Source organism: Methanosarcina baltica, assembly GCF_055394095.1.
In genome coordinates, this window is record NZ_AP042463.1 from 2,612,065 (window position 1) to 2,623,395 (window position 11,331).

The 11,331-nt window shown below is 46.4% G+C and carries 11 protein-coding genes; 2 read left to right on the forward strand and 9 right to left on the reverse strand.

Going from position 1 to position 11,331, the window contains the following annotated elements; translation table 11 throughout:
• Window positions 1-72: 72 nt before the first annotated feature.
• From ACZ5QV_RS11410 to cobD, 8 genes are all read right to left on the reverse strand, one after another.
• Complete coding sequence (locus tag ACZ5QV_RS11410) at window positions 73-381, reverse strand: hypothetical protein (protein WP_464599921.1); 309 nt, start codon at window positions 379-381, stop codon at window positions 73-75.
• A gap of 185 nt (window positions 382-566) precedes the next feature.
• On the reverse strand, window positions 567-1,532 hold the full coding sequence (locus ACZ5QV_RS11415) for a SufB/SufD family protein (protein ID WP_464599922.1): 966 nt from the start codon (window positions 1,530-1,532) through the stop codon (window positions 567-569).
• On the reverse strand, window positions 1,529-2,272 hold the full coding sequence (locus ACZ5QV_RS11420; protein WP_464599923.1) for an ATP-binding cassette domain-containing protein: 744 nt from the start codon (window positions 2,270-2,272) through the stop codon (window positions 1,529-1,531). Before ACZ5QV_RS11420 ends, ACZ5QV_RS11415 begins: the two co-directional genes overlap by 4 nt.
• A 72-nt stretch (window positions 2,273-2,344) precedes the next feature.
• Entirely contained in the window at window positions 2,345-2,953 is a 609-nt protein-coding gene (locus ACZ5QV_RS11425; RefSeq protein WP_464599924.1) for an NTP transferase domain-containing protein, read from the reverse strand.
• Window positions 2,938-3,756: an adenosylcobinamide-GDP ribazoletransferase gene (cobS, locus tag ACZ5QV_RS11430; protein WP_464599925.1), complete on the reverse strand. Its 819-nt coding sequence runs from the start codon at window positions 3,754-3,756 to the stop codon at window positions 2,938-2,940. The genes ACZ5QV_RS11425 and cobS overlap by 16 nt, the downstream gene beginning before the upstream one ends.
• An 18-nt stretch (window positions 3,757-3,774) precedes the next feature.
• A complete protein-coding gene (cobZ, locus tag ACZ5QV_RS11435; RefSeq protein WP_464599926.1) occupies window positions 3,775-4,317 on the reverse strand; it encodes an alpha-ribazole phosphatase CobZ in 543 nt (180 codons plus the stop codon).
• A 505-nt stretch (window positions 4,318-4,822) separates the two neighbouring features.
• A complete protein-coding gene (locus tag ACZ5QV_RS11440) occupies window positions 4,823-5,797 on the reverse strand; it encodes a cobalamin biosynthesis protein (RefSeq protein ID WP_464599927.1) in 975 nt (324 codons plus the stop codon).
• A gap of 12 nt (window positions 5,798-5,809) precedes the next feature.
• On the reverse strand, window positions 5,810-7,315 hold the full coding sequence (cobD, locus tag ACZ5QV_RS11445) for a threonine-phosphate decarboxylase CobD (protein ID WP_464599928.1): 1,506 nt from the start codon (window positions 7,313-7,315) through the stop codon (window positions 5,810-5,812).
• A 385-nt stretch (window positions 7,316-7,700) separates the two neighbouring features.
• Between cobD and ACZ5QV_RS11450 the strand changes: the two genes are divergently transcribed.
• Both ACZ5QV_RS11450 and ACZ5QV_RS11455 read left to right on the forward strand, forming a co-directional pair.
• Window positions 7,701-9,959, forward strand: a complete 2,259-nt coding sequence (locus ACZ5QV_RS11450; protein WP_464599929.1) for an SUMF1/EgtB/PvdO family nonheme iron enzyme — start codon at window positions 7,701-7,703, stop codon at window positions 9,957-9,959.
• 273 nt (window positions 9,960-10,232) lie between these two features.
• Window positions 10,233-10,526, forward strand: coding sequence for a hypothetical protein (locus tag ACZ5QV_RS11455; RefSeq protein ID WP_464599930.1), 294 nt, complete (start codon window positions 10,233-10,235; stop codon window positions 10,524-10,526).
• Between the two features lie 108 nt (window positions 10,527-10,634).
• On the opposite strand, the gene ACZ5QV_RS11460 is transcribed toward ACZ5QV_RS11455, so the two are convergent.
• Window positions 10,635-11,090 carry a hypothetical protein gene (locus ACZ5QV_RS11460; protein WP_464599931.1) on the reverse strand — a complete coding sequence of 152 codons (456 nt, stop codon included), beginning with the start codon at window positions 11,088-11,090 and terminating at the stop codon, window positions 10,635-10,637.
• Window positions 11,091-11,331: the final 241 nt, after the last annotated feature.

Here is an 11,331-nt window from a genome sequence, read left to right on the forward strand (position 1 = left end):
GACGGAACTCGGGAGACGGAACTCGGGTAGCGCAACTCGGGTGACGGAACTCGGGCCGCGAAACCTCCGGTTTTAGAAGCCTTCAATATCTACGTCCGAGCTTTCCCCGGAAAGCATGAGTTCTCCGTATATTAATCTTTCAAGGGTCTCGGCCACGTACCTGCGTTGCTGGTACTTCTGGATATCTTCATGCATTCGGAGGTCCGAGTCAACCTGGACCCTTAGAAGGGAAAAATGAAAGGCCTTTTCGTCCTTTAACTGCATGGTGTAAAACACTTCCAATATACTCGGAAGTCTGAGGGGGGCTTCTATCACTTCAGTTAAAAGCAGCATCTCTCTGGAGATACTTTCGGCATCGGTTTTTACGTCTCCCCTGCCCATGACGAGCTGTAAGGCCTTTTCAGAATATGTTTTCCCGGAAATGGTGATTTCCCTGCTAATATTTTCAACTCCTGTATTTAATTTATGAGATTAAGGCTGCCTTATAGATCTTAGCTTTTTCCTCTAATCCGGAGAACGTTTTACGGGAAAAAGGGAAAGGAAAAGGAAAAGGAAAATAGATAATTTCAGGCAAGCATGCCCTTTACGATAACGTCAACAGCCTCATTTTCATCAAGTCCGCGGGCCATGAGGGTCTCGACTTCCTTTTTGTCCACACAGCCTATTGCGGCCTCGTGAGTTACCTTGGCGAGGGGGTTATCAACCCGGACAATCGGGATTGCTTCAGCGCTTGCGTTGTCCTGAATAACTTCCATGCAGTCCACATGTCCGCGGGCCCTGGGGGCGTGGCCTTCCGTGATCCCTATGAATTCGGAACGGGCGTTTTCGGTCAGGGCAAGCCTGCTCTTTATAACACTCCTTGCATTTTCCCCATTCAGAGAAATCCTTTCCTTGATCTTTATCAGGTCATCGGCTTTTCCGTAGACCTTTGTAACCATCTCGCAGATGGAGTCTTTTCCCGCATCCACGTCGTAGTTGAACTCAATGATCCCTACGCGACCTTCGATAAGAGTGAAGTTTGAAAAAAAGCGGCCTCCCTCTTCGATTTTGATCTGCACTTTCGGAAGAACCCTGATGCCTCCGTGGGGGCCATGGAAGTGGGTTTCGGAGTAGGTCAGAGAGGCGTTTTTCCCTATATGCATTCTGCCGTCCATTTTGTGGATTATCTTCACGGCATTTGGGAAGGTACAGTGGGCAATCAGTTCCACGGCGGAGTCATCTTCGGCTACGAAGTCCATGTTGATTTCCTGGACTCCATCTTCCGGAATCAGGCCGAAACAGAGGTGTACAGGGTCTTGGATTATGCAACCCTTTTTAATTGTCAGCTTAATGTTGACCCCGGTTTCCGTCTCTTCTTTCTCAAGCTCAATTCCTTCGGTCTGGTTTGCACTGAGCACCCGGTTTCCGCTCACAACAAGGCTTGAGATCCCATGGTCGTGCAGAACAGCCTCATTACCACCTGCTGCGGCACAGGCCAGGCCCATATCTCCCACAAGTTCTTCAGAAAGCACGTTCAATGTTTTCACAGTCATGATCGGTCCTCCAGGGAATAAAGCCTGTTGTCACAGGGGATGCACCTGTTTATGAAAAAGTGGCTGATCTCCCCGGGGTCTCCACTTCGGAGAATTGTCCCATCGCACATTAGCGATGCCCTGTCCGAAGCCGCAGCAATTTCTTTCCTGTGGGTGATCACAAGCACTGAAGACCCGTTTTCCTTCAGGGTCTTAATAAGGGACACTATCTCTTTTAAGGAAACCACGTCGATTCCGGAATCAGGTTCGTCAAGGATTGCAAGTTTGGGTTTCATGGTGAGGACGGAGGCAAGTTCGATTCGTTTTCTTTCCCCTCCGCTCAGAGCCTCGCCCACTTCCCGGTTAATGTATTTTTCCGGGACAAGGTCAACTTTTTCAAGAGCCGCCCAGATTTCCTTTTCCGTAGTCTTGCCGTTTCCTCCGGCTCCAATTGCAAGGTAGTCCCTGACTTTCAGTCCCTCAAAACGGGCAGGCTCCTGCCAGGCAAGGGTTATACCTCTTTTTGCGCGCTCGGTTATCGAAAGGGCCGCGATGTCTTCCCCGTTGAATAATATACTTCCTTCCTCAAGTTCGTACCCTTGCAGGCCCATCAGGGCATAGGCTAGCGTGCTCTTTCCCGCACCGTTCGAACCTATAATGCTGTGGATTTCCCCGTTTCCGACTTCAAGGTTAACTCCACCCAGAATCCTTTTTCCATCGCGGTTTAGTGTAAGGTTTTTTAAGGTTAGAATACAAGACACCTCTCTGGTTTTTACAAGAAGTTTTCCGGAATCTCACGACCTCAGGCAGAACGCCCTTAACCGGGTCGTGGGTTATTGACACTCCAGCAGTTCCTTACAGCGCCGGAGGTCCTCTACGTTATTTACATTTATTGCCAGTTTGGGATTGTCCAGTATAAGATTAAAGTCTTCCTGTTCTTCATGGATATTGTTACTGTCCAGGACATTAACCCCGGAGGGTACGATCAATTTACCCATTTTATTGAAAACAGTGTCAGGCCGGACTCCGGCTTTTTTGCAGACGTTTATAGGGACATAAACCGAAAGGGCCGGTTCCTCGTGTTCCTCGTATGTCTCAATAATCGAGTCGATCATTTCCGAAGTGAGCAGGGGAAGGTCCGACATGGTAATCATCACAGGGCCTTTCGCCCCCGAAGTTTCCACGGCGTAGACCATGTCCCCGACATAGTTTCCTCCGAAGGTTCTTATCACTCCGACTTCCCCGTTGTAGTGTTCCTGAAGCATGAGCTCGGTTTTCGGGGTAACCGGGGAGACTGCAACAAAGACTCTGTCAATGTGTTTTGCAGCCCGCAAGGTATCGATAACATAAGTAATAAGCGGTTTTCCCAGCAGTTCCACACAGGGCTTTTCTCCCATGCCGAGCCTCTGGCCAAATCCGCCTGCCATTACAATAGCGTCCATATAAGTCCTCCCTCATATCCGTTATTACTCAATTGAAGAATAAGGGCTATGGTTATAAGGGCAGTCACCCGCCCTACCTCGTTCGCCATGCCTATCCCGTCTCCATTCAGGCCTCCGAAGTGGGCATTGCTCCGGTTGAGCAGAAATAGAGCCGAAACACAGGCCGCAAGGTAAGCAAAAAGCCCGATGCTCCCGAAGGCAAGCGTGCAGACCGCCGCCCCAAAGATAAATCCGATTGAAAAGTTGGCCACCGTTGCCCCGTTAATGGTCATGGACCCCAGGCCCTCATGCAGGGACTTTCCAAAAGTCGCGATGGTGAGCATGGCCTGTTTGGAACTGACCTCGGCAACGAACATGGAAAGGAACATAAGCTTTGCAAGATCCGGGCCAAAGGCCTCTCCCTCGGCCTGGATGGCCCGGATGGCGCTGTAAAACATGACCAGCAGCAGTACGCAAAAAGCTACTCCTCCTATCCCGAGGGTCGTGTCCTTCAGGGCTTTGAGTTTCCTCTCAAGGGAACCATGGGCAGTCATCCCATCTCCGAGATCCCCCACCCCGTCCAGATGGTTAAAGCCCGTTATGTAATATACGAAAACCATGATAACAGCCGCGGTAATCGGGGCCGGAAAAACTGTCTGGCCGAGGTACGCGACCGCCCCTATAAGCAATCCAAGTACGGCTCCCACCACGGGATAAAAATAGATCTTTTTCATAAGCTGGTCGATACCTTCCATGGAAAGCCCGACAGGAATGGTGGATAGGAATCCAAACCCCGATTTCAAGGCAAGTAAATAGGAATTCATTTCTTAACCGCCCGTTTTTTAATCTTCGTTTTCAAGGTCCGCTATGCTTCTTGAGTACATGTTGGAGGAGACCCCACCGATCAGTCCTCCGATTACGTCATCCATAAAAGGCCCGAGTTTCGCGAGGATTCCGGGTTTTAGCTTGTCAAACCTGACGAATTCAAAGCTGCCCTTCGAGCCGCTGATGTAGTTTGCGATGCTCGTCCCTAGCACCTCGTCCGCTATGATAAAGGACAGGTCCTTTTCGTAGGAACTTTTACTGAGGTTCGGGAGTTTGCCTTTTCTTCCTTCCCGCTCAAGCAAAATCCCCGAGTAGATCAGGAGACAGAGGTTCGGGTCGGAAAGGGCGAATTTCAGTTCTCTTTTGAACACCGCTTCGGCTTTTTCCCGGGTCTCAAGCCCGGGATGCGGGACATACATTTCGAGAGCCGAGTCCACGAGGTCCTGTACACTTATACCCTCTTCTTTTAGAGCATCCAGGATGTCATAGCTGGCCTTACCCTCAAGCGTTTCAGGCTGGCCTTTTTTCAGATCCCTGTTTTCAATATCGGATAATTTCATGTGGATCACCAGGTAAAATAAATGAAAGTGTGAACGGAGTTATGAACGATATGAATTCTGCTTTTATAAAGGTCCGAATCGGATAATAATAACGGATTAGATTAATTGGCGATAATAATGGATAATGGATTATAGTCAGGCACCAGAATTCTCAAACTGAGCTCAAAAAGATTTAAACCACGGAATACACGGAAGAAAGAACGCCGTGAAGACGCCATTTACGGTTACTCTGGCGTTTAATCCGGAATGGTTTATGAATGATTATTTTAGAGACCCGGCTATCCACCGGCCGATAGGCCGGTTTCCGTGTCTTTCCTTGTTTTTCCGTGGTTATGAGCCCTGATATGAGTTAGTTAAGAACATTGCGTTCTTGATTATAAGTAACACTGAAAGCCCGGACAACGAAGGTCCGGATAATAAAGAAGTATTTTCGGAACAGCAAATTTTCCCGGCGGCTGGCAGGTCATGCAAGCAAACCGGGGGCCGGAAATCAGCTAACCAGTAATCAGGCAGCCAGCTTCCAGATTATTACTGCAAAGGCAATAACAGAAAGCCCTGAGGCTATTGCTATTAAAAGGGACACCCTTTTTATATCCTTTACTTCCGTGGGCCTGAACCTTCCTCCGAGCACATAAACTCCGGGTTTTTGAAGCCGGACTTTGAGGGCTCCTGAGGCTGCAGCCATTGGATATCCGGAATTGGGGGATGGGGTATTTGCCCCTTCCCGGAGAGCCGTTCTCAGGCAGTCTCTGGGACTGAATTTTCTTCCTTTTTGCGGGACAGCGGATGCAAGCAGGGCCGCGGCCGTTATGAAGAATACGGAAAACCTTGCGGGAATCCAGTTCAGGACGTCGTCGCTCCTGGCCGAGAAAAACCCGAGCTCTTTATAAGGTTCTTTCTTGTACCCCACCATAGAATCAAGGGTATTTATGGCTTTGTAAGCGTAGGCTGCAACGAGCCCGAGGTTCCCGAAAAGGGCATAATAAAAGATAGGGGTAAGGATGCCGTCCACGTAATTTTCGGAGACCGACTCCACGACTGCAGAAGCCATCTGGGGTTTTGTGAGGCTTCCGGGATCCCGGCTTACGTAGATGGGGAGCAGTTCCTTTACCTCGTCCAGGCTGCCTTCTTCAAGTTTTTTGTAAATCTCCGAGGCCGGGGAGAGCAGGCAGCGGATGGCAAAGGTGGCCTTCAGGAAATAAGCCTCAAGGGCAAGCCCCAGGACTTCCGGGACCAGGGGGAGATGCGCAATGTAGAGCACCAGATATGCCAGGCCTCCGGATAAGAGGACGCATGTGAGAGCCATGGCTATCCCGTAAAGGGTCCTGTGTTTTTTCGGGGCCGCATTTTTCAGGACTCCGATCAGTTTTCCGATCCAGACCACAGGGTGAAGAGCCGCCGGAGGCTCTCCCAGAAAGACATCGATGGCTACCGCAAGCAGGAGCACCTGGATAAGGTGTACACTTTCCGGATAAAACATGAATCAGACTCCTTACTTCTTCCCTTCAAGGAGGGGTTCCATGACTTTTTTCCAGGCGAGTTTCACGAGTTCATCCGTTTCCCCCTCCTGCATGAGACAGTCCAGGACCTTCCGGACGATTTCCTTTTTGTGTATATGATAGCAGTCCACACAACTCCAGATCTGCTTGCCCCGGGAACTTTTGATCCATTTCCCGCCGGTCCTTTCGTCCTCGCAGGCGTAGAAGGGACAGAAACAGAAGGTACAGTCCTGGCCCTCGAAGTGGCAGGGATAATATTCGCAGGTCGTCCTCCCGCCGGTCGTGCCTTCTTCCGAAGCCTTTTCAAGGACGTGCTGGAGTTCTTCCTTTGAGCGATCTTTACCCCATTCGGTGATGACGTCTCCGATTGTGGAAATGAGCTTTTCGTTTTCCTGAGCTGGCCGGACTGCGACTCTTATGTAGTCTTTGCCCAGGACCGGAAAGGTCGAGCAGTCCCTGATCAGGATCCCATGGCTTGCAAGCCTTTGGGTAAGTTCAACGGAGTCCATCATGCAGCCGCTTATGTTGACCAGGATGTAGTTGACGTTGACCTCGCCTGCTTCAAAGCCTCTTAGCCGGTCCAGTTTTGCCTTGAGTTTCCGGCCTTCTTCCAGGATAAGGGCCCTTGCTTCTTTGAGGTAAGGGTTCTCAAAACCTCCTTCAATTTCCATGAAGGCTGTTCCCATGGCGTTTGCTAAGGCTCCCAGGTTCCAGGAAAGCCGGGCCGTATCAAAGGCCTCTGCCATTTTCGGGGAAGCGATCCCAAAGCCCATCCGGACTCCAGGCATCGAAAAGGCTTTTGTAAGGGAGCGCATTACGAAAACGTAGTTGCTTTTGGCAGCCAGATCCGCGACAGTCTGAGTCGGGTCGGAAAGGTCAATAAAAGCTTCATCAACGTAAAGCAGGGTTTTATGGGCCTCGCAGCGCTTTGCGAGTTTCTCGACCCTTTCCCTTGAGAGCAGTTTTCCGGTAGGGTTGTTGGGGTTGCAGAGGAAGAGTATTTTCGCCCGGTCAAGCATTTCATCCGGGACGGCCTCGATGGTTTCCACGTCCGGATGCAGGGGTTTTGCTCCCATGACCCGGCACTGCATTTCGTATTCCCCGAAGGTGGGGGCCGGAAGTATGACCTCGTCTCCCTTTTCCACCATGCATTCGACAACAAGCCTGACTATCTCGGTGGACCCGTTTCCGGGGATGATATTTTCAGCAGTTACCTCCGTTTTTCCTACAAAATCAGCCGCAGCTTTCCTGAATTCCAGGTAGCGGTTGTCCGGGTATTCCTTGAGTTTCAGAAGAGTCTTTTGAAGAATAGCATCAAGGATAAGTCCGCTTCCCGGGTATTCAAAGGGACTCCCAAGAGGGTTATAATTAGCACTGAAGTCCAGAATGTCCGTTTCCGGTATTCCGTACTTTTCCGAAGTTTCCTGAATTAATCCTCCGTGCCTGCAGGATTTCAGGTTCACCAGATGTTCCCTTAAAGGTATAGTTTGCTCTGACACGTTTGATCCCAACTATTCAAAGCTAATAAGGTATATTAAGTTGTTTATTATAATAGTCCCTTTGAACGTGCTTTTATTTGCTTTATCGTTGTGTGATCTCGAAAAAAAAGAGTTATGGAATCCATTATACTTTATTTTCCATTCTGAATATATAAAATTTGTTTTGAATATGGGGGCTTAAAGGGTTTCTTTTTGAGTTGGGAATTCCGCATCAAAATGCAGGGAATAATCCAATATAATTCAGAAAACCAGACATGTATGAGTATAGATATTATATTTGGCCCCTTTCAAATTAAAACAAAATTCTTTTATAATATCATTCGGAAACACTCTTCATTATTATCCAGAAAGTAATACGCTGCCCGAAGTCGAGAGGTAAATAAGATTGGACTCTCAAATTGAGATTAAGCGTGAAACCGAATTCTACCAGGGTTTTATACGCTTAAAGATGTCTGTTTCGAACAAAGCTCCTTCTGTAATAACAGACGTCACTCTCGACTTTCTTTTTGAAAATGACCTCCTCCGCATAGACCATTACGAACCGCCCTACGATATAAGGAACAGCAAAATCCTGCTGAGCAACATAAACGGGGGCACGTCCAAATCCATTGCCGTCTATTTTGATCCCCTTATGTGTTCCAGGGGCACGGAAATCGAATGCCAGCTAAATTACAGGGATGCAGGAGGAAATCGCAGCTCTGTTTATATGGAGCCAAAACTTATCAGCGTGGTCTGCCCGATCATCAAGACCGAGCTTGACATCAACGTGGGAAGGCTCAAGGAGTTCATAGAAAAGCTCCCGAGCAAGGACAGCAAGGTCTACGAAATCCAGCACGGCTTCGACATAAGCAAACTCGCCTCAATCACCCGTGAAGTCGTGGAAAAGCACGACGTACGCCACGTCCGCACTCTTAAGACAAAAGACGGCAGTAACTGGGAGATCTGGTACTACGGGAAAACCAAAGTCACGAAAGCCGACATCGTGATCAAAGTCTCGATTTCCTCCGAAAAGCAGCTCCTTGAACTCTTCGCAGCCACGGAAAGCGCCGAAGCCCTGACGGGCCTCCTCGCAGAAGTCGGGCGTGACCTTAAGCATGGTATAGAATTCCGGGCGAGTGGCAAAGGCAACGTTATCAATGTAACAATTAAAGATTCTGTTATTCAGAGGAGCAACTTACTTGACCTCTGCGATATGGGCGGGAAATGTCCTGTTAACATTCTCGTGGAAGACAGTGTAGTCCAGCACTCCACCTTTATCTCCGAAAAGGACGAAGCCAGAGAGGAAAATGAAGAACCGGAGAAGCTGCGCAAAGAGCAGGAAAAAGTCCGCTTAAAGAAAGCCGAAGAGGAAAGGCTTTGCAGAAAGGAAAAGGCAGAAAAGGAAAGAAAGCAGCAGGAAGAACTCCGCAAGCAGATAGAAGAAGAAGCTCGGAAAAGAGAAATTCTAGAAAGAAAACTTAAAGAAGTCGCACGAAAACAAAGAGAAGAAGAAAAAGAAGCAAGAAAACAGTGGGAAGAAAAGGAACAAAAACGCAGAGAGGGAGAGGAAAAAACCAGAAGGGAAAAGGAAGAGCAGGAAATGCTCAAAAAGCAAAGAAAAGAAGCTGAAAGGAAAGCCAAGGAAGAACTTGAAAGAAGAAAGTTTGAAGAAACCGCAAAAGCTCAAGCTGCAAAACAGGAAACAAAGTCTCCTGTTCAACAGAAAGTTCCTCCAAAAAAACCGGGAAGTTCTTCCGGAAAAGGAATCCTTGTCTTCAGCCTCATTTTTGGCATCCTTCTTATAGGCACCGTGGTTATGTTCCTTGGTTTGAATAGCGACTCTGGTGACACTCCTCAAGAAATCCAGCCAATTTCTGTAACTACTTCTTCTGAAAACACCGACGAAGATACTCCTGAAGCAACAGTAAAAACTAATTCTGCTCAAACAGATACTTCTCAAAATTTGGATACCTATACAAATTCCATAGACATGGAATTCGTTAAGATCCCTGCGGGGGAATTTATGATGGGTTCGCCTTCTGATGAAGAAGGCAGATCTCATGACGAAGTTCCTGTTCATGAAGTCATGATTGAAGAGCCTTACTATTTAGGTGAATATGAAGTAACCCAAGAACAATGGAGTGAAGTGATGGGCAACAATCCTTCACATTTCAAAGGCGGTGATCTTCCAGTTGAACAAGTGTCCTGGAATTATGTTCAAGAGTTTATCGCAAAACTCAATGAAATGGAAGGTACAAACAAATATCGTTTGCCATCTGAAGCCGAATGGGAATATGCCTGTCGAGCTGGAACAACAACCAGATATTCTTTTGGAGATGATGAGTCGAAACTTGGGGATTACGCATGGTATTATGACAACTCAGATGATAAGACTCATTCCGTTGGTCAGAAGAAACCAAATCCCTGGTGTCTTTATGATATTCATGGTAATGTTAATGAATGGTGTCAGGACAGCTGGCATGATAACTATAAAGGCGCTCCTTCTGATGGAAGCGTATGGGATGATGAACTTGACTTTTGCCGAGTCTCAAGGGGGGGTATCTGGTCCAGCTACGCTGGGGACTGTCGGCCTGTGACTAGATACCGCAACGACCCTGTCGTCCATTACCCCTTCCTCGGTTTCCGTGTCCTGAGGGAAATTTAACCAGTTTTCCCTTCAGCGCATAGGCACCCGAAATTCAGATTAAAATTGGTCTACATGGGAAAACGTATTAAGGAATTGTGGTTTTTTTGGACCAAATAAAGCAATTTTACATACTAATATTTTCTGTAGTTACGTAAGATTTATTTAAAATATCAGTAGTACTTTTATAAAATATTATGCAATGTAGAATTACTGATGTAAATAAGATCATTAACGAGTTATATGAATGACTTGTCTAAAAATATAAATACTTTATAATGTATATGTTCTTTTATGGTTTCTGAAATGGAAAAAAGAATCGCAGAAGATAGAAAACGGAAAGATAAGGAACAATTATTAAATATCGAGTTGTGTTGTAACTTTACTTCTAAGGAAATAATGGCTAAGTATTTACCCAAAACTAAGTCTCAAGAATGGTATAGACGTTATTGTATAGGAGAGGGTCGAATTCCAGAGAAGGCCGTCAATGGTCATAACGGTGGAACATCTTTCTATACAAAAGATAAAAAAATCATGAGATCTGGAGAATCTACTTGGAGAGCATTAGAAATTACGCGTCGCAGGTAAGCAGATTATGTATCCTTTCATCTTTGTTATTGGGAATTTCGTTGAGTATACAATGTCCGATTCCGGACAGAAATTCCAAGTTCTAAAGTTGGATAAATATTTATGATGTTACTCGGATTCTACGATGAGATCTCTTTTTTCATTAATTTTTTTTGTGACATTGGAGTATATTTCGTCCAGCCCTTTCGGAGGATAATCATTTATTATGCGATTGATATAACTTATATCGCCTCTTGAAAGTTCGATCCCTAATATTGTTTTAAGAACTCTTCTTGCGGCTTCGCCTCTACAGATATGGAGATTGGTTAAATACGTTGCCCATTTTCCAAACCGATAAAATAAATTTATATTCATGCTAAATGGTTGGTTATTCTCCAGAGGTTCAACAATGCACCGACCCATAACTTTTGTCATATCCTTGGCAGGTTCGACTCGAGGGCAGTCAACTCCAAGAAATATATATAGATCATCTAACAACTCATTCTTTTTATTTCCAACTTCACTTACAAATAAAAATTCATCTTCATTGTTGGATATTTTATATTTAATATCCCCATTTTTCACTGTGCACTCATTCATTTTTTTCATAAATTGGGTGAGTTGACAAAGTACTTAAAAGTTACTATTATGAGTTACGCACTTGAGATGTAAAACCAAACACATGAGAGCTTGTCATGAATATGTGCTTTAAACAGTTTGGTGCTTCATGCTACTGGTTTTTGTTCAACTGCGTAAGTCCTAACTATATCTCAATACTTAATTCTCAGTTGAAGCTGAAAAACCATTACCAAAAATTCTTGCATTC

Excerpts from the sequence above, each read along its gene's own strand:
- ACZ5QV_RS11410 (WP_464599921.1), bottom strand. The coding sequence starts at position 381 with ATGGGCAGGGGAGACGTAAAAACCGATGCCGAAAGTATCTCCAGAGAG.
- ACZ5QV_RS11415 (WP_464599922.1), bottom strand. The coding sequence starts at position 1,532 with ATGACTGTGAAAACATTGAACGTGCTTTCTGAAGAACTTGTGGGAGAT.
- ACZ5QV_RS11425 (WP_464599924.1), bottom strand. The coding sequence starts at position 2,953 with ATGGACGCTATTGTAATGGCAGGCGGATTTGGCCAGAGGCTCGGCATG.
- cobS (WP_464599925.1), bottom strand. The coding sequence starts at position 3,756 with ATGAATTCCTATTTACTTGCCTTGAAATCGGGGTTTGGATTCCTATCC.
- cobZ (WP_464599926.1), bottom strand. The coding sequence starts at position 4,317 with ATGAAATTATCCGATATTGAAAACAGGGATCTGAAAAAAGGCCAGCCT.
- ACZ5QV_RS11440 (WP_464599927.1), bottom strand. The coding sequence starts at position 5,797 with ATGTTTTATCCGGAAAGTGTACACCTTATCCAGGTGCTCCTGCTTGCG.
- ACZ5QV_RS11455 (WP_464599930.1), top strand. The coding sequence starts at position 10,233 with ATGGTTTCTGAAATGGAAAAAAGAATCGCAGAAGATAGAAAACGGAAA.